The sequence below is a fragment of the Maribacter caenipelagi genome, assembly GCF_004364175.1.
Classification (GTDB): domain Bacteria; phylum Bacteroidota; class Bacteroidia; order Flavobacteriales; family Flavobacteriaceae; genus Maribacter; species Maribacter caenipelagi.
On record NZ_SNZW01000002.1, the window covers coordinates 1 to 18,297 of the forward strand.

General features: G+C 33.8%; 16 protein-coding genes. 10 read left to right on the forward strand and 6 right to left on the reverse strand.

All coding sequences use genetic code 11. From position 1 onward, the window contains the following. Positions 1-229 precede the first annotated feature (229 nt). The 4 genes from DFQ03_RS19220 to DFQ03_RS00740 all read right to left on the reverse strand — a co-directional run bounded on the left by DFQ03_RS19220 (position 230) and on the right by DFQ03_RS00740 (position 3,269). On the reverse strand, positions 230-553 hold the full coding sequence (locus DFQ03_RS19220; protein ID WP_133671129.1) for a transposase: 324 nt from the start codon (positions 551-553) through the stop codon (positions 230-232). A 779-nt stretch (positions 554-1,332) separates the two neighbouring features. Beyond that, the gene (locus tag DFQ03_RS00730; RefSeq protein WP_133671130.1) at positions 1,333-2,613 is read right to left on the reverse strand and encodes a Y-family DNA polymerase; all 1,281 of its coding nucleotides are present in this window, start codon (positions 2,611-2,613) and stop codon (positions 1,333-1,335) included. Continuing rightward, complete coding sequence (locus DFQ03_RS00735) at positions 2,610-2,975, reverse strand: S24 family peptidase (protein ID WP_133671131.1); 366 nt, start codon at positions 2,973-2,975, stop codon at positions 2,610-2,612. The genes DFQ03_RS00730 and DFQ03_RS00735 overlap by 4 nt, the downstream gene beginning before the upstream one ends. A gap of 18 nt (positions 2,976-2,993) precedes the next feature. Next, positions 2,994-3,269 carry a hypothetical protein gene (locus tag DFQ03_RS00740; RefSeq protein WP_133671132.1) on the reverse strand — a complete coding sequence of 92 codons (276 nt, stop codon included), beginning with the start codon at positions 3,267-3,269 and terminating at the stop codon, positions 2,994-2,996. 171 nt (positions 3,270-3,440) lie between these two features. Between DFQ03_RS00740 and ligD the strand changes: the two genes are divergently transcribed. From ligD to DFQ03_RS00760, 4 genes are all read left to right on the forward strand, one after another. Then, positions 3,441-3,638: a non-homologous end-joining DNA ligase LigD gene (gene ligD / locus DFQ03_RS00745; RefSeq protein ID WP_394346246.1), complete on the forward strand. Its 198-nt coding sequence runs from the start codon at positions 3,441-3,443 to the stop codon at positions 3,636-3,638. 217 nt (positions 3,639-3,855) lie between these two features. Next, the gene (locus DFQ03_RS00750; RefSeq protein ID WP_133671134.1) at positions 3,856-5,070 is read left to right on the forward strand and encodes a sensor histidine kinase; all 1,215 of its coding nucleotides are present in this window, start codon (positions 3,856-3,858) and stop codon (positions 5,068-5,070) included. 178 nt (positions 5,071-5,248) lie between these two features. Continuing rightward, the gene (locus DFQ03_RS00755; RefSeq protein WP_133671135.1) at positions 5,249-7,309 is read left to right on the forward strand and encodes an ATP-dependent helicase; all 2,061 of its coding nucleotides are present in this window, start codon (positions 5,249-5,251) and stop codon (positions 7,307-7,309) included. Between the two features lie 10 nt (positions 7,310-7,319). Continuing rightward, positions 7,320-8,702 carry an exonuclease domain-containing protein gene (locus tag DFQ03_RS00760; protein ID WP_133671136.1) on the forward strand — a complete coding sequence of 461 codons (1,383 nt, stop codon included), beginning with the start codon at positions 7,320-7,322 and terminating at the stop codon, positions 8,700-8,702. Between the two features lie 168 nt (positions 8,703-8,870). Here DFQ03_RS00760 and DFQ03_RS00765 read toward each other — a convergent pair whose 3' ends face one another. Both DFQ03_RS00765 and DFQ03_RS00770 read right to left on the reverse strand, forming a co-directional pair. Continuing rightward, the gene (locus DFQ03_RS00765) at positions 8,871-9,650 is read right to left on the reverse strand and encodes a DUF481 domain-containing protein (RefSeq protein WP_133671137.1); all 780 of its coding nucleotides are present in this window, start codon (positions 9,648-9,650) and stop codon (positions 8,871-8,873) included. Between the two features lie 173 nt (positions 9,651-9,823). Next, positions 9,824-13,387 carry a BamA/TamA family outer membrane protein gene (locus DFQ03_RS00770; protein WP_133671138.1) on the reverse strand — a complete coding sequence of 1,188 codons (3,564 nt, stop codon included), beginning with the start codon at positions 13,385-13,387 and terminating at the stop codon, positions 9,824-9,826. A 357-nt stretch (positions 13,388-13,744) separates the two neighbouring features. On the opposite strand from DFQ03_RS00770, the gene DFQ03_RS18960 reads away from it, so the two are divergent. The 6 genes from DFQ03_RS18960 (at position 13,745) to DFQ03_RS00795 (ending at position 17,872) form a co-directional block, all read left to right on the forward strand. Continuing rightward, positions 13,745-14,011, forward strand: coding sequence for an NUDIX hydrolase (locus DFQ03_RS18960; RefSeq protein WP_243834382.1), 267 nt, complete (start codon positions 13,745-13,747; stop codon positions 14,009-14,011). A gap of 36 nt (positions 14,012-14,047) precedes the next feature. After that, positions 14,048-14,263 (forward strand): hypothetical protein, encoded by a 216-nt coding sequence (locus DFQ03_RS18965; RefSeq protein ID WP_243834383.1) that lies wholly within the window; start codon positions 14,048-14,050, stop codon positions 14,261-14,263. Between the two features lie 74 nt (positions 14,264-14,337). Continuing rightward, positions 14,338-15,540, forward strand: a complete 1,203-nt coding sequence (locus DFQ03_RS00780) for a DUF3095 family protein (RefSeq protein ID WP_133671139.1) — start codon at positions 14,338-14,340, stop codon at positions 15,538-15,540. 92 nt (positions 15,541-15,632) lie between these two features. Then, positions 15,633-15,977, forward strand: coding sequence for a hypothetical protein (locus DFQ03_RS00785; protein WP_133671140.1), 345 nt, complete (start codon positions 15,633-15,635; stop codon positions 15,975-15,977). Between the two features lie 2 nt (positions 15,978-15,979). Next, entirely contained in the window at positions 15,980-16,138 is a 159-nt protein-coding gene (locus DFQ03_RS00790) for a lmo0937 family membrane protein (protein WP_133671141.1), read from the forward strand. A 96-nt stretch (positions 16,139-16,234) separates the two neighbouring features. Beyond that, positions 16,235-17,872: an ABC-F family ATP-binding cassette domain-containing protein gene (locus DFQ03_RS00795; protein ID WP_133671142.1), complete on the forward strand. Its 1,638-nt coding sequence runs from the start codon at positions 16,235-16,237 to the stop codon at positions 17,870-17,872. Positions 17,873-18,297: the final 425 nt, after the last annotated feature.

Genomic DNA, 18,297 nt, shown 5'->3' on the forward strand with positions numbered 1-18,297 from the left:
GTATTTAGAAAAAAAGAACAATCAGTGAGGTTAGAAACTAATTTAGTGTAAACCATAATCTATAACTTTTGTAAACCATGTATATTAACGAACATATTTAACTTATTACAGACTGCGATCAAAGCCGATTTTTTACTCTTCACTTTTAAAACTATTCTGTCCTATAATGCTTTGCATTTAGGGTTATGGACACAAGCCATAAAACTGCAAAGAAAAAGTTGGTTCCTCACTAAGTGATCTCCCATTTACTTCTTCGAGACTTTCCGCGTATACTACTGCCCGAACTTCGCTCGTTCGGTGCGAGACCGAAATAGGAAGACAACTGCCGTGAACTTTCAAAATCCCATAAACCGTTCGTGGAAACAATCAAAAGCAGAGCCGTTTTTCTACCAACATCCGGTATAGTGTTCAGTCTTGTATAAAGCTCTTGTTCATTCGTACGTATCAACTTTTCAATCTCCGTTTCCAGTAACTTTCTTTCATTATCCAAACTCTTCAATCGATGTACAATGGAAAGCATTAGCTTACCCTTGCCCCGTTTACTTGTAGACATTGCGTGAAGTGTGTTCTTTTAAGCCGTATGTTGCTTAAAATAAAGGCGGACAACTCCTTGAAGGGTCTTGCTCTCTACAATGTAACCAGGTTGCTGTGACTATAGATTCAAAGCTTGTTCTTCACCATAGCGACATATCATCTTGACATCGCTCTTATCAGTTTTTACCTGATTTAGTTTCATCTGTATAAAACGCTAGATAATCAAGGGATTTATCACAGAAACACGTAAACCATTATCGTACAAATTAATGGCAAGTTGTTGATGGTAACATCCCGTAGCTTCCATTACACATCAATGATAGGCAGTTATGTTCTTTTGGAACAACTTGAAACCTTTTTCGTCATTACCGTATTGGAAATGACCACTTTCAGAATTATAAACATCGAAAAAATCTTTAGAGATATCTATCCCAACTAAAATCGTACTTTTATTTATAGTCTTAAATTTTTAAAGAACAAACACTAAGGCTATACATCATTCTAGAAACAGGTTCCTATGACCTAATGAACTGATCGTATTTGAATAGTAAAAGTGCTGGGATTTTCTTTGTTAACGGAATCTGAAGTTCCTAAACCTATAAGAACCATACTCTACTTTTTTGTACTATTATAAACTATAAAAGATAACAGAATACTAACTTGGGATACCTTTAATTCAGTGCTACCCTCCTAGCAAAAAGAGAATTACCTACTTTTAACAAGCTTGATTTGAATAGTGAAAAATCCTAACAGATTTCCCATAACGGATCATAGGTCCTGTGCCAAAAAACAGTTAGATCATTTTATTTTAATATCCCCAATAGTCATCAATTCGCCCCATTGAGTAGTAAACCGAGGACTTCGATGTTCTTTTATCAGTGCCCATTCTTTGCTGCGATTGCCGACCGTAGCGACCTTAATCTTGTTCTTGCCGTACTTACCATTTAAATCATCGATTAGATTGGTAATAACATCACTCTCACTCTTATGAGAATCATCGAACAGGTTTGTTTGTACCTCGTTTCGGTGAACTAATTGAGTTAGGTTTACACCTACTTTTTTATAACGATACCCAGGTTTAAATATCTGTTGCAAACCTTTCAAAGCTTCTTTCGTTAATTTGATGGTGCTATCGGTCGGTGTGTCTAGATTTATACTGATACTGTTTCTATACTGCTTATCGATAGCACTGTGTTGATTGGTCTGCAATGAGATTTCTAGTTGCGCAGCTAAACTTTTTTGCTGTCTTAACAAATCTGCAACTTCGGCTACATAATAACTACAGGCTTCCTCTATAAGGGAGTAGTCAGAGAGCTTAAATCCGAATGATTTCGCTGTTCCTATTCCTTTTTTTGCATTTGCTTCGGTCTCCAGTTCTAAACAAGGTACATTATTCAATTCTCGCCATAAACGCTCACCGATAACGGTCATTTCTTTTCTTACCCATGCAACTGGCATGTTGGCAAAATCTAAAGCAGTATGTATATTATTGTTTTGTAGTCGTATGGCATGCTTCTTACCTATTCCCCAGATATCCTTCACTTGAAGATTGCGTAATAAATATTGTCTTTTTTGTTCACTATCTACCACATAAACGTTATTATTTTTCAAGATTTTCTTAGCAAATTTATTTGCCAACTTAGATAACGATTTTGTCTTAGCGATACCCACTCCTACGGGTATACCCGTATTTTTATGTACCGTATCTTTAATCGTATGTGCAATTGCATTATAATCACCAACCTTAATACACCCTAAATCAACCCAACTTTCGTCTATACTATATTCTTCTACTCTCGGTGAAAATGTCATTAAAGTATCCATGACTCTTCTAGACATATCACTATACAAAGTATAATTGGATGAAAAATAGGTGACATCATTATCGTCCAATAACTTCTTGATCTTAAATATGGGCTGAAACATAGGAATGTCCGTCAATGCTTTTGCCTCCTTATTTGCTGCAATAATACATCCGTCATTATTGCTTAAAACAACTACAGGCTTGTTGATCAAATCTGGTCTAAAGACCTGTTCGCATGAAGCATAAAAACTATTACAATCTATCAACGCTATCATAGTACAGATTTTATAATAAAGGTTAGTACCCCCCAAATATTTAGTTCAGCGTTATTGGTCTTATCTATTCGAACAATTTTAAAACTATCGTCTACTGCAGCTAATACGAGTTGATTTAATTTCGGTGTCAATGATTTGTCGACAATTAAAACATCGTTCGCAAAAGCACCGAATTCATTGAATTCATCATCTACTACCCTTATAAAAAAAGTTGAAGATGAATTGTACACCAGTACATCGTTTAAATCGATTCGAGGTTCACTATAATGCGTTGCCGGACTTGAAAAACCAGTTTGCGTTGGACTTTTGACCCTATGGTCATTATCAGATTTTTTTATTAAACGGCTATCAATTTCAGTCATAAATTAACGATTAAATCATTATTTTTTTCTTTCTCTTACCCAGTGTTCATGTGGTACATTCCAAAAACCTAAAACCGGCATTATTTTGAATATTACCCGAGACGGATATTTATAGTATAGATAAACATCATGGGTATCCGTTTCATATTCCACGAAGAAGCCGTTCATTGAAATGGGCTTTTGTTTATGAAGATCCAAATCTTTTAATGCATGCTCATAGCGTTCTTTTCCTATTTCTTTAAGAAGAGCCTTTATACACTTAATATCGTAATTTCTAAATACAGTTTTGGACATTTTCCAAATTTCAGGATATATTCCAAATTATTTGATGTAATTTTGAAAATATTATTAACAATGTCGTTTATATTTAAAAAATCATCTCGAGATGAGGTAGTTGCCCAAAACTAGAAGTAACCCCTTTAAATCTTTTGAAGAGATTCAAAAACTTAATATAATTATGAAGAATTGAGGAATTTTATGAAATTATTATGTCAGTTAGTACAAGAACGCCTGCTTAGCCTAACCACCTTTGAGCGTACAATTAATAAAAGAAATGGCAAAATTTATTTGGACTATCTAAAGAACCTTGTAGAGCATACCATTGCTTCTATACAATCGGTAAGGTCAATTGAAAAAGCACCTTTTTCTGCTTCAATTTACTAGGATGAATTAAACAGTAAATTATCTCCCAAATAATTTATATTAAAAGATTTCTTAAAGAGATTAAATCAAGAAGGTAATCTATTTAAAATATTTTAAAGAAAACTTTGACATGGGTGATTCCTTAACTGGTTTGAATGAATAATTTAACGTAGCTTTATATCACTTGAATTAAGAGCAACACTATTAATCTTATATAAAATCATCATCAATATATATAATGATCGAAAATTTCAATCAAACTATTCAAGATGTACAGTCAATTATAATATTACCAACCATATTAGATGTAATAGTACAATCTACAGGTTTAGGGTTTGCAGTAGTTGCTAGGGTTACATCGGACAAATGGATTACATGCGCTAGTAGAGACAATTTACAATTTGGTTTAGCACCGGGTGATGAACTTGATATAAAAGCAACATTTTGCCGCGATGTTAGAAGTACGAATACATTAGTTGTAATTGATCATGTGGATCAAGACAAACAATTTTTTAATAACCCTATTCCTATACAATATGGGTTTCAAAGTTATATTTCTGTTCCTATAATTTTACAAGACGGCACTTTTTTCGGAACTCTATGCGCATTAGACCCTACACCGAACAAGCTTAATAACTCTAAGGTTATAGGTATGTTCACTTCTTATGCAGAATTAATTTCCTTCCATTTAGATGCTATAGAAAAATTAAGATTAAAGGATTTGGAAATCAAAAAGAAAAATTTTCAACTGGAATCTTTTGATTTTGTATCTAGTCATGATATTCAAGAACCATTAAGAAAAATACAAATGTTCTCTAGTGTAATTCAAGAAAAAAATAATGATGGTCTTACTACTGAAATCAAAAAATACTTAGATGGTATTAAAAATGAATCTCAGCGTATGAGAAATATTCTTAATGATCTTTTAGTTTTTTCAGAATACAAAAAATCTTCACAAGAATTTGTCGCCACAAATTTAAATAGCATAATAGAGAATATTCGTAAAAGACTATTAAAAGAATTTTCTGAATGTAATGGTAAAATTGTTGTAGAGAAATTGCCTACCGTACCAATAATGCCCGATCAGATTGAACAACTTTTCTACAATCTAATTATAAATTCAATAACTTTTAGATCTAATAATTGTGATTTAGAAATATCGATTTCTAGTAGAATTGAAAAAGGCATTGATCTAACAAATGAAAAACTTGAAGCTAGCACTACCTATTGTGCATTGACATTTACCGATAATGGCACAGGGTTTGACCCAAGATACAATGAAAAAATATTTGGTATGTTTAATCGTCTAGATAAAGAAAAAGATTACAAATCTACAGGTATAGGGTTAACGATCGCCAGAAGAATCACCGAAAATCATAATGGATTTATCATAGCGAACGGCAATTTGAACAAGGGTGCGTCATTTACGGTTTACTTACCAATGAAACAATGAGTCAGTACGTTACAGCCAAATAATTTAATATATTTCATTAATTTCACTGCTACAATCAACCTCCATCACCTTTTATTGAACCATTCGATTTTAATGACATCAACCGATGTTATCAAAGTCGAATAAAACTTACGTTAGGCATTTTTAGTCTAACCTTAAAATCTATTGCAACATATAAATGCACTTAAAAGAAGAGCTAAATAAACAACAATTAAAAGCGGTTGAATTTGCCGGTAAGCATCTGCTTGTGCTTGCAGGTGCCGGTACAGGTAAAACTAGAACAATTATAGCTAGGGCAGCATATTTGATAGAGAACGGTGCAAACCCGTCAAAAATTCAAATACTAACGTTTACCAAGAAGGCCGCCAATGAAATAGTAGAACGTGTAAAAGCTAGTCTACCACAAACTAGTGGGCGTTCTTTGAACGGTGCTACGTTTCACTCTTGGTGCAATCAATTGATCATAAAATACCCCAATCTTTTTGGTGCTGCCAACTTTACGGTTATTGACCCAGATGACCAATTGGGTTTAATGAAAATGGTTTCTGGTAGCCATAGCGATGTTTATGGAAAGCTTCGTATAAAACCACAGCAGCTATTGGATGTCTATTCTTATGCCAGAAACACTAAAAAGAATTTAACCGAATCTATACGCACCCTAATTTATAAAGGTAAAGAAGATAAGGATACTGAATATGAGATAACTGCCATGAAGCCTAATGTCGAAATACTACTCAGGGCATATCAAAAGAAAAAGATGGAGCAGCGTTATCTAGATTATGATGATCTGCTTTTAGTGATATCGACTCAATTAAAAACTAACCCTGAAGCTAGAAAGCTATTATCTCAAGATCTTGATTATTTACTTGTTGATGAAATGCAAGATACCAACCCATTGCAATGGGAGCTACTTTCGCCATTTATTGATATCTGCAGCTTGTTCTGCGTTGGTGACGATGCGCAATCCATTTATTCTTTTAGGGGGGCAGATTTTAGAAATGTGCATCAATTTAAAAAACGTGTGCCGAATTCTGAAGTTTATAAGCTTGAAAAAAATTACCGCTCTACACAAGAGATTTTAGATATTTCAAATTGGTTGTTAGACAAGTCGCCCATAGATTATAAAAAACAATTACAGTCTGTACGAGGAAGCGGAGAAATACCTGTACTATTAAATGTAAGTGATGAATGGCAAGAAGCAAATTGGGTAGCCGATGAGATTTTAAAAAATTATACTGACGAGGACCGTAGATTTGCCGACCACCTTATATTATCTCGTTCTCAATATTACACTAAAACACTACAGGCAGTATTCATTAGAAGAAAAATACCCTACGTTACCTATGGCGGACGTAAATTTTTACAAGCCGCGCACATTAAAGATTTAGTGTCGTTACTTAGAATTGTCAATAACCCGTATGATGAAATCGCGTGGGTAAGATTCCTGACTTTTTGGGAAGGCATCGGTGAAGTGAGAGCTTCTAGAATAATGGCGGTTATAATTGAAGATGAGGGTAAAACCGACATCCCTACTCTATTGCAAAGTGCAATACCAGGAAAGGACGGAATCAAAATTTCAGAACTCTATTATTCCGTTCAAAAAGAAAAAGGCAAAGTTGGCAAAATGGTAGACATTGCCTATGATGCCATGTCATTAGGTTTGGCATTTAGGTACAGAAAAGATTGGATCGAAAAACGCAAAGGAGATTTCCCCGTATTAAAACTTTTGGCAAATAGTTATTCAAGCTTAGGCGAATTTATTGGTGAAGGGCTGTTAGATAATGCCGAAAAGATGAACGGTGCACCAGTTCTAAGTGAATCGAAACTAGAGACCGACGAAGAAAAGGATCATGTTGTTATTTCAACCATCCATTCAGCAAAAGGCTTGGAAGCCGATGTTTGTATTGTTTTAAATGTATCGCCAAAGGCATTTCCTTCTGCTTGGTCACTAGATGATGTTGATGCTATCGAAGAAGACCGTAGAGTATTGTATGTTGCACTGACACGGGCAAAGAACAGATTGATTATTACCAGAAATACTGCTTCCATATCGGCAATTCATGGTAAATCTATTTCCACAAATTCGGGACAGCAAACAGATGATGCTGAAACATATTTTTTAACTGCCATACCTGACGGATTGGTAAATCAAATAACTATTGGTTACGATTTTAAGCCTGTAAAGGATGCCTCAGAGCCAAATAATATGGACCTGTCTTCTGGAATGGACTTTAGCTAATTGTTGAAAAATGCAAGAAAGAAAATTTGCCATTATTTCAATGACCACATTCGGTTATAAGCCTAATCCTTTAAGAATAGTTCAATTAACGATTAGTAAGCTTGAAGGAGGGTATTTTGCACCTGTATTTTGTATTGACATAAATCCTGAAGAACGTATTCCACATTACATACAGCAAAAAACAGGATTGACGGACACTATTCTATTAAAGTCACCTACCTTTTCAGAAATTGCCAATACTATAATAGAAGAGCTTGACGGTCATATATTAGTAGGCCATAATGCCACATTTCTGCATTATGCCCTACAATCAGAATTTAAGTATATAGGATACTCATTTAAAACTCCCCAGCTGTGTCCCATTCGATTGGCAAAAAAATTGATTCCGAACTTGACCAATTATGAACTGCCATATTTAAGTAGCGTACTGAATATTCCTTTTACACATACTAATGACTTGGAAGACAATAGCAACACTATAGGCATACTACTGCAAAGATTGATTAAGCTTGATGATGAAGATATAGTTTCCAAATTTTTAGCTCCTAAAACTGAAAAGCAAAATATAGATCCCAAAAATATTGAATATCAAAAACTAAACGCTTTACCAAGTACACCAGGAATTTATAAGTTTCAAGATGAAAAAGGTGAGGTATTATATGTTGGCAAGGCTAAGGATATTAAAAAAAGAGTACTTAGCCATTTCTATAACTCCAGCGAGAAAGAAATAACACTGTGTGATGCAACTTACCATATAGATTTCGAAACAACAGGAAGTGAGCTCTTAGCTTTGTTAAGAGAAGCCGACCTAATAAATAAATTAGACCCACCATATAATTATATACAAAAGAAAAGTTATGTTACCTACCACATCGTACCTCAAAAAAATAGAAAGGGCATACTGCAACTGAAGATTGAAAGACGACCTTTTGAGCACTCCCCCACTGAAATATTCTTAAAAAGAGGGGATGCTATTAAGCGGTTGATCGAACTCACAGAAAAGTTTAAACTCTGCCCGTTACAAACAGGATTAAAAAGCAAGTTAGGAAGATGTACCCATGGCGAATATAATGAATGTGATGGTGTCTGCACCGGAGTAGAAGAAATCGGACTATATAATCATAAAGTTGAAAATGCTTTAGGCTTCCTCAACAATGAAAATGACAATTATGTAATTTTTGAAAAAGGACGTACCAAAGAAGAACGAGGTTTTGTTTTAGTTCTGCACGGAGTTTATCAAGGCTTCGGTTTTCTTGATATTACTCAATCGGTATCGAATCTAGAAGATTTGAAAGATATGCTATACCCGAAAAAGCATTCATATCATACTGCCAAAATCATTTCAAGCTATGTATTTAAAAATCCATGGAAAATAAAAAATCTTAACTTTTGATATTTCAATTGAGTTTGAATTTAAGTATAATTAAATTACTTTGGTAAATTATACCAAAATTTAATAATCATAAGTGAACACAAAACTATACATGTTTTTGAACACGATTTATTAATATAGCATCTCTAAAACGCCTGAATATAGGCATTTCAAGTTTTGAGAGGAAAATTATAAATTTAATGTAAATCCAAAACTTACATTAGATGACTTATTATCTTCTAATTCAGAATTAAAATTGATTACAGCGTAATTATAGAGTGCAGAAAAGCTAATTCTTTTTGTTAATGGCATTTCTGCTTTAAACTGACTAAGAATTCTATGATTACTTATGTTTCGATATAATGGCTGAAAGTAAAATGTACCGGTTATATCTAAATTATATTTTTTGAAATTCTGATTCAATGAGATATAGCTGCTATTTCTATGATTGTAAAACTTTTGGTCAGAGTCGTCTACAGATTCAATTTCATAAATATAAGAGTTACCAAAATAAGCGAGAGAGCCATTTTTAGAGAACAACTTTAAACGTAAACCAGCACCTAATAAATTTCTTTCAGAAATCGTTAATTTTTGATTATTCTGATTTTGAATAAAAGATTCAAATCGAATTATTTCTGTCAATTTTTGATTAAACCTGGCATGTAAAAAATATGAATTCTGAAAATCTTCATCTTTAGACCGTATTAGATTTACATTACCGATAAAGAAATAAATACTATTTAGATTTTTAGATTTAAACTGAGTTGTAACATTAGAACTTACTTGAAGTATATATTCGCCATTGTTATCGGTATAATTGAAAAGTAAATCGCTATTTAAAACAAACCTCAAAGAATCGGTATGCATACGTTTAGATTCAATATTTACCAATTGACCCTTTACAGAAGTACCCAGAAAACATATAGTAATACAACAAATTAACTTAGTAAGGTTTAATGTCATTTTCATGAAAAGTGATACTTATTACGCGTTAAATGGTCGCTTAGAATTTATCTTACAAAACTATTGCTAATTATTTTCTAAGAAAAGTATTAAAAGATATCACTTATGCTTCATCATACTAAGCGTCACTTTAAAAATCAATAATACTACGTAATCATACCATCAAGTGTAAAAAAAATCTAAAAATTAAAACCTAAACTAAAAACCAGCCTATTGCCGTCATCACCATGATAGAGACCTAGATTTCCTGTTAAGGCGCTAAAGCCCGATATCCAGACAGAACCACCAAAATCATTATGCCATTTAGAAGAATTATCATTATCTGACCATACACGACCATAATCGAAACCGGCACTTACACCCATTTGAATCGGTATAAAATTTGTTTTAAATCGTGTAATACCGATCCTAAGATCTGTACTTTGATAAAATGAAGATTTACCGTTAAATCGTTCATTTCTGTAAGCTCGCAAACTATTGTTACCACCTATTACGGCACCATGGTAGAATTCATAGGTATCACCTATTAGTGTTTCTCCGGCTAATTTAGTAGCGATTACCGCAATACCACTTGGGTGTAAAGGGTAAGTCAAAGCTACAGAGGGTTTTATATAAGCAAAACTGTTATCAAAACCATTAATACTAGATTTATATCCTGCAGCTATATCAGCCGACATAGCACGACTAGGAAAAGCCGGATTATTCTGATTTTTATAACCATACACTACTTCACCAGATAAATATAACTGCTGCTCAAACACATCGTTATCTGCCGCGAAAGCTTGACCAACCAAACGTTCATCGTCATTAGACACATCAAAAGATTCTAATGCAGATCTTAAATAATAACTACTACTTTTGCTCTTGTGAACCAGGTAAGGTGAAAACTTCCATTGTCTTATACGTACTCTATTAAAATCGCGATCTAAGTCTGAATCATATGTTGATTCATTGCCTTCACCGAAATAATTCATTGTAAAATTAGGACTTCCATATCGTGCATCGAACCCGAAATTCCAGTTATAGAAAATATGCGCAAATTCGGCATTATAATCTATTGAAAATCCACTTGTTGCGAAGAAATATTCAGCACCGATAGTATGTTGAGACTTAAATGGATTATTAGACAAACCATAGGTAGTAAAACGGTCTTTTAGTCCTATTCTAAATCCTGTATCACCATCAAAACCTACACTTGGGAAAATTATATTTTCGTTATATTTTCTTTTCTGATAGTCATACGTATTGATGTCATAAGAATCGGTAAGCCATTTTTTAGAGTTAGCGTTAACAATGGTATTGTTCTTACTCTTAAAGTCATAGAGCTTCACTCTTTTTGTAGTTTTAAAGTCGTAGGTATCGTTTTTCTTACCTCCTATAATTTTAATATCTATGAAATCTTTTCCATCCCCAACAACGGTAAACGTATCTTTGCCATCTAACCCATATACCCAAATTTCTTTAGTTTGGTCTGCGTTATACGAATTATGGAAAATAACGGTGTCTTTAGAAATTGATATATCTGTTTCCCCGTTCGGTTTTCTAGTTATCAAGAAATCATCATCGTCTTCTGTACCAATGACCACCTCAAAATTATTCAAATAGTCATAGTATGATTTAGCTATACTTTGTAAGCCATCTCTTCGAGATTTTAAGCTCTTTTTTATTTCATCAATACTACTATCTTGAGCAGCTTTAGGTAAAGTTTTAAAAGCGGCGTCAATTTCTGCATCAGTTAAATGTTCTTGAATAAAATCTACTTGCTTCTTCCAATCATTCCACTTAGCAGTTTTTATAAAAGTTTTATCCATCGGATAACCAGAAAGATTAAACCATTTTACATTCTTTACATCGGCATCATAAGTTTCCATTTTACGAAGCAGCGGAAATGTAAATTTTAGCATTCCAATAATGGTTCCGTCATATTTTGGGAAAGCTTGATCCCAATCGCGTGGTATTGCTTCGTATCTCTTTTTACCGTCTTCTGTTTCAAATTCTGCCCAACGCCATTGGTCTTGATGGCGATCCCAGTTACCGACAAGCATATCGAATAATCGTGCACGAATAAAACTTGGCTCATCTACAAATGAATCTTTAGATCCCCTCAACTGAAAACGAAGGTCTTTAGTACTAATAATATCATCTGGGGCACCAAAGGTTTCAAAGTTTTTGTTCTCATCGCCAGCATGCTCCTCTAACATAAATAGTGCATCGCCATAATCCTCATTGTAAATACCCAAGCCCCTTTGTTTGGGTACATAAAATATTTCTGGGTTTGCATGAAGCACATCAAGTGTTTCAGACAAATCATTCATAGCAAATTGTGCATAAGGGTGCGCAGTGGTATAAAAATCCATCAAATAACGTTCCGCAACGGTATTTTCAAGATAATCTTCAACGTAATGATTATCTATAGCATTAGTCTGAAGAAAACGTACGGCACTTTTACGCAATGCACGTAAGGTATATTCATTCTCATTATCATCAATAAGTCTCAAAGATCTAGATTGCGTACCACCACCCTCAGAAATTGGCCTAACATTATTGGGCAACTCATCTATTTGTAATATTGGTGCTTCAATTTCTTTACTATAAAGATTTCTATAATGGTCGCCCCACATCAATTTATAGAAACCTGTTTTCTCGGTTTCCTCTTTTGAATAAATAGTAGCCTTAGCGAATGTTGCGGTTGACTTTTCAGGATAAGATACATCATCAATAGACAGGCGTTCTCTTTTAATCTTTTGGGTAAAAGCAACTTTAGATGCGCCATTTTTAATTTCGACTAAATCAACTTCGGTACTACCATCTTTAAAAACGGTTAATTTTGCATACCCATTTGCATTAGATTCGAAATGCCCCTCTTTAGGTGCCCTAGCCTTTTCGGTTTTACCAATTGCCCCACTAATTATTTGAGGAATACCATCATCTTCTACATACTGTATATTACGATCCTTACCAGATACGAAAATGACATCGTTAAATTGACTTGCAATAGTTTCCATACGACCACGTAAATTTCTATTATCTTTATTTTGATAAGACTGTTGTGTGAATCCGCCCATTTTGTCTACCATAGAAATCTTGGTATTACTCATTACAGGTTGATACACTGCTACAATAACTGTTTTACCTTGGCTGTCTTTTAAGTCATCTTTAAATTCTGCAAAAAATTGATCTCTAGTCTTAATTTCGCATTTCTCATTGATATAAGGATGATTGTCCCAATCTTCTAAAAACCACTGAGAATCGACCATTTCTAAAACGACATCATCATTAATAGTTTCGCGCTCTAGCGGGCAACCATCGTTGGGCCAAAATTTTGCTTTACTATTGTCTTGTAAAAAAGATTCTAAATCATCAATACTTTGTGGTGCTCCTTTTAGCCATTCATTTTGACCAGGTGTTAAAATAACCTTCCCATTAAATTCATCCCAAAGTTGCATTAAAGGTTTTAAATATGCTTTAGCTGCATCTTGATGCTTCTCTTTTGCAGAAAATCCATCTTCATTGACCACATTACCAATTAGAAGTAAAGTTGCGTCGTTATCATTCTTTGAAGCCATGTTAATTTCATTCAATATTTTCTTAGCCTCTTCTAAGGTAACATTGCCCACATTAGATGTAATATAGAAAGAATGAGAAATCTCCTTTTTTGAACTCGATTTTAGCTCATCTGCATTTTGAGAAAAAATAGTATAGTAACCGAAAAGTAAGATAAAGAAAATGATTTGTGAACGCATGTAGTTGTATTTGTTTAGCAAATTGATGAAATTGTAATAAGCCCCTAATGCTGTATGATTTAGTTTATAATTCTATATTTTGGTAGCCAGTACGCAGAAAATAATATTAGAACTAATTAATACCATACTACATAACTACAATTAGAAAATTACGCAAAAAGTATAGTTGGTTTAAAGGGATTACTGAACAAAAATAGATTGCTCATGGATAGCAATTTAACTCAATTGGGAATTTAAGTAACCATAAAAATCATCTACACTCCACCCTCAATATTTTGACAAATGGTTTGTGTATTTTTGGTACTTCAACTTGGCTAAAACAATCTAAAAATCATTACTACTGATTATGTTTCATAAATGCAGAATTTAAAAACCCACTATCATCCAGACGCTACAAACTTAGATAATAAAACTATTTTCACTAGGCTGGCCACAAGAAGTATTGCTATACAAGGTCATTCTATTTTATTACTATATACAGAGCGTTATGAAGATTATAGTCTACCAGGCGGTGGTTTAGATGCTGGTGAAGATAAAATAGCAGGTATGATTCGCGAACTAAGTGAAGAAACCGGAGCTTTAGCGGTGAGAAATATAAAACCTTTTGGTGTATATGAGGAATAAAGACCCTGGCACAAACCAGACTTTGACATTCAACACATGATTTCTTATTGTTATACCTGCGAAATCAATACAGAACTCGGTACTTCTAAAATGGAGCATTATGAAATTAAAAATGGTATGACCGCAAAATGGGTCAATATTTACGAAGCTATAGCCCATAATAAAAAAACCATGCTTAAAAGTGCTAAAAAGGGAATGTCCATAGAAAGGGAAACTTTTCTTTTAGAACTGCTGGCCAAGCGAATATCATAACTATGCAACCATATTCTTTATAAACTATATAAACCTATAATTTCACTGTTAAAATACGACTTGCTAATTTGCGAATGAAAAATACCAAATTCTATACTGAGCTAAAAAAGTTCAATAAACCACTGGTAGCAATACTAGAAAAGGATTCTGACTTTACAGAAGTGCCACATACTTGGCATGTGGTGGTCGTAGATATTCAAAACTCGACCCAAGCGATAGTAGATGGCAATCATCATCAAGTAAATTTGACCGCTACAGGCAGTATTATTTCGGTATTGAACACTGTTCGTAAATTCAGGCAAAATATAGAGATTCCGTATTTCTTTGGTGGTGACGGGGCAACCTTCTTACTACCTAAAAATTTACTTGATAAGATCATTGCCGTACTAGACAATTATAGTGTACATATTAAGAGAAAAACGAATTTAATACTAAGAGTAGGTCATGTTTCTGTGAAAAATCTTATATCAAAAGAATGTCGCCTTAAGATTGCAAAACACCAACTTACAGAACGCTTAACTATTCCTATAATACTAGGCAACGGGCTACATAAAGCGGAAGAGATTATTAAATCGAATTTTGTAGTATCGAACATTTCGCACTTCAATAAAAACCTCTTGAATTTAGAAGGTATGGAATGCAGGTGGGAAGAAGTTAACCCAAAGCAAAATCAAGCTAAGGTCGTTTGTTTATTATTAGAGGCTACCGTTGAAGAATCTCAAAGAGAAATCTACAGAGCAATTTTAATGAAGATGGATGCAGTTTTCGGAACCTTTACCAAAAGACAACCCATAAAAAGTGAACGTCTAAAACTAGATGCAAGCCTTTATAAAATTTGGGAAGAAATGCGAGTAAGCCTTGCAGACAAGAATTGGTTCTACTTTATTAAGAACTGGATCAAAACCAACATCGGGCGTATGTACTTTAGCCTATCTATAAGCGGAAAACAATACCTAAAACAAGTTGGCCAATTATCGCATTCATTTATGTTAGATGGTATGATCAATACCATTTTTACCGCAGAACAAAGTAAAATAGATTCCTTTATTTCGTTTCTAGATCAGTTAGAGAGCGAACACAAAATTGTATATGGCATTCATGTAACACACGCTTCGGTAATGTCTTGTTACGTATTGGATAGAAAAACCAGTCACTCCCATTTTGTAGATGGCACCGAAGGTGGATACACCTCTGCTGCAAAAATGCTGAAAGTCAAGAAAAGACTTTATATAACAAGTACCCTCTCCATCAATTTCATCAACTTTTTAATGACTTAAATTTATACGGTCAATTAATGTAATATTAGAGCAAATCTATCTCTGTTCGTGTTATTACCTTGCTATTGGCAGTAATAATTAAAAATATACAGATGATTACAGAAGATAAAAGTATTGACAAATCGAGAACCACAGGAGGTCTTCAAAACGACGTTCCTCAGAATAAAGGAATATCTCAAAACGAAGATTTAAATGAAGCCATTGGTGAACCCGTAAATAATGGTGGTGTCGCAACGGCTAAGTACGATTTACATTTGGAAAAGCAGTGGTTGGCAGTAAGAGATGAATATTTGTCGAATTTTCCTGAAACTCAAGATATTGATAGCAATGGAGAACAAAACAGTGTTGAAGCCCTAATAAGCACTATTGCAAAAAGAAGGCAGAAATCTGAACAAGAGATTCACGATGAAATAATGAATTGGACCGTAAATAAGTAAGCATGAAAAATATAATATACATTTTAATCGCCGCATTGGTAATTAGTTGGGTATTAGGCTTTATCGTATTTAAGGTAATGGGAGCACTAGTTCACTTACTTCTTTTACTGGCAGTTATACTCTTAATTTACAATTGGTTAAGCAATAAGACAAGTATCTAAATAAAAGGTATACCGATCACCACGCTATAACTTTTTAATGCAGTTAGTAACAAGCACCACAACTTATTACTAGTTTTGCATTTTTAAATATATAGTATGATTTCAGTAGATAACTTGGCCGTAGAATTCAGTGGTACTACCCTTTTTAGTGATGTTTCTTTCGTCATAAACCCAACCGATAAAATAGCCCTTATGGGTAAAAACGGTGCAGGAAAGTCTACCATGATGAAAATTATTGCCGGAGAGCAAAAAGGCACCCGTGGCAATGTTAGAGTTCCTAAAGATGCAGTCATTGCATATTTACCACAGCATTTACTTACAGAAGATAATTGTACCGTATTTGAAGAAGCTGCCAAAGCTTTTAAGCACGTATTTTCTATGCGTGATGAAATGGATAAGCTGAACAAAGAATTAGAAACTAGAACAGACTATGAGAGTGATGCCTATATGAACATCATTGAAAAAGTATCTGATCTTGGTGAAAAATATTATGCCTTAGACGAAGTAAATTATGATGCAGAAGTAGAAAAGGCATTAAAGGGATTAGGCTTTAAACAAGAAGATTTCACCCGGCAGACGAATGAGTTTAGTGGTGGTTGGCGTATGCGAATAGAATTGGCTAAAATTCTATTACAAAAACCCGATCTTATTCTTTTAGATGAGCCTACGAACCATATAGATATTGAATCGGTTATTTGGTTAGAAGATTTCTTATTGAATAAGGCCAACGCCGTAATGGTCATCTCTCACGATAGGGCCTTTATCGATAATATTACCAACCGCACTATTGAAGTAACCATGGGGCGTATATATGATTATAAAGCAAACTACTCCCATTACCTACAATTGCGTGAAGACCGTAGGTCTCATCAAATAAAAGCGTACCAAGAACAGCAAAAATTTATTGCCGATAATATGGCTTTTATCGAAAGATTTAAAGGCACATATTCAAAAACAAATCAGGTGACCTCGCGAGAGCGAATGTTAGAAAAATTAGAAATTATAGAGATAGATGAAATAGATACTTCTTCTTTAAAATTACGTTTTCCGCCAGCGCCACGCTCTGGTGATTATCCGGTTACGGTAAAAGATGTGTCTAAATCTTATGATGACCATGTTGTTTTTAAAGATGCCAATATGTCTATTGCAAGAGGCGAAAAAGTATCTTTTGTTGGTAGAAACGGTGAAGGAAAATCGACAATGATCAAAGCAATTTTAGGTGATATTCCCATTGAAGGAACTTGCCAATTAGGGCATAATGTTAAGGTTGGTTACTTTGCCCAAAACCAAGCATCGTTACTAGACCCCGAACTTACTATTTTTCAAACGGTAGATGAGGTGGCTTTTGGCGATATACGTAATCAGATTAAAAATATATTAGGTCGTTTTATGTTTAGCGGCGATGATATCGATAAAAAAGTAAGCATGCTTTCTGGCGGAGAAAAAACCCGTTTGGCAATGGTTAAACTATTGCTGGAACCAGTGAATCTGCTAATCTTAGATGAACCTACAAATCATTTGGACTTAAAGTCTAAAGATGTGTTAAAAGAAGCCCTATCAACGTATGACGGCACACTTATACTAGTTTCTCACGATAGAGATTTTCTCCAAGGCTTATCGCAAAAAGTGTTTGAATTTAAAGAGCAACGCGTTCTAGAGCATTTTGAAACTATTGACGCTTTCTTAGAACGAAATAGAATAAAAAGCATTGCCGAAATTAATTTGATCAAGTAATTATTCTTTCCCTTTTTCATAGATAAATAAATTGGTGATATAAAAGATATATATATAACATATGTTTTATATATTCTATATTGGAGGTATATATAACATATGTTATATACTTAATTGTTGCCATACATTTAAGAACGAAATGCAAACATTCATAATTAAAGGAAAAAGATTAAAAAATTGGAAGACATTTCGATATGTTCTTTTTTGGACTAATCGGAATTATAACAATAAAAAATACAGATAAAAATCAACGATTAGGAGATATTTGGGGAAATACAATTGTTGTGAAAACATCTGAATTAAATAAAACGGAATAAAAAAACGTATGGCAACAAAGAACTGAGGTAAAAAACAAACAAATTCTTCCTTAATTTGAGACATTATTATTCCACGCTCATAGATTCAAAAAACAGATTCTTTGAGCT

Excerpts from the sequence above, each read along its gene's own strand:
- DFQ03_RS19220 (WP_133671129.1), bottom strand. The coding sequence starts at position 553 with ATGTCTACAAGTAAACGGGGCAAGGGTAAGCTAATGCTTTCCATTGTA.
- DFQ03_RS00730 (WP_133671130.1), bottom strand. The coding sequence starts at position 2,613 with ATGATAGCGTTGATAGATTGTAATAGTTTTTATGCTTCATGCGAACAG.
- DFQ03_RS00735 (WP_133671131.1), bottom strand. The coding sequence starts at position 2,975 with ATGACTGAAATTGATAGCCGTTTAATAAAAAAATCTGATAATGACCAT.
- DFQ03_RS00740 (WP_133671132.1), bottom strand. The coding sequence starts at position 3,269 with ATGTCCAAAACTGTATTTAGAAATTACGATATTAAGTGTATAAAGGCT.
- DFQ03_RS00750 (WP_133671134.1), top strand. The coding sequence starts at position 3,856 with ATGATCGAAAATTTCAATCAAACTATTCAAGATGTACAGTCAATTATA.
- DFQ03_RS00755 (WP_133671135.1), top strand. The coding sequence starts at position 5,249 with ATGCACTTAAAAGAAGAGCTAAATAAACAACAATTAAAAGCGGTTGAA.
- DFQ03_RS00760 (WP_133671136.1), top strand. The coding sequence starts at position 7,320 with ATGCAAGAAAGAAAATTTGCCATTATTTCAATGACCACATTCGGTTAT.
- DFQ03_RS00765 (WP_133671137.1), bottom strand. The coding sequence starts at position 9,650 with ATGAAAATGACATTAAACCTTACTAAGTTAATTTGTTGTATTACTATA.
- DFQ03_RS00770 (WP_133671138.1), bottom strand. The coding sequence starts at position 13,387 with ATGCGTTCACAAATCATTTTCTTTATCTTACTTTTCGGTTACTATACT.
- DFQ03_RS18960 (WP_243834382.1), top strand. The coding sequence starts at position 13,745 with ATGCAGAATTTAAAAACCCACTATCATCCAGACGCTACAAACTTAGAT.
- DFQ03_RS18965 (WP_243834383.1), top strand. The coding sequence starts at position 14,048 with ATGATTTCTTATTGTTATACCTGCGAAATCAATACAGAACTCGGTACT.
- DFQ03_RS00780 (WP_133671139.1), top strand. The coding sequence starts at position 14,338 with ATGAAAAATACCAAATTCTATACTGAGCTAAAAAAGTTCAATAAACCA.
- DFQ03_RS00785 (WP_133671140.1), top strand. The coding sequence starts at position 15,633 with ATGATTACAGAAGATAAAAGTATTGACAAATCGAGAACCACAGGAGGT.
- DFQ03_RS00790 (WP_133671141.1), top strand. The coding sequence starts at position 15,980 with ATGAAAAATATAATATACATTTTAATCGCCGCATTGGTAATTAGTTGG.
- DFQ03_RS00795 (WP_133671142.1), top strand. The coding sequence starts at position 16,235 with ATGATTTCAGTAGATAACTTGGCCGTAGAATTCAGTGGTACTACCCTT.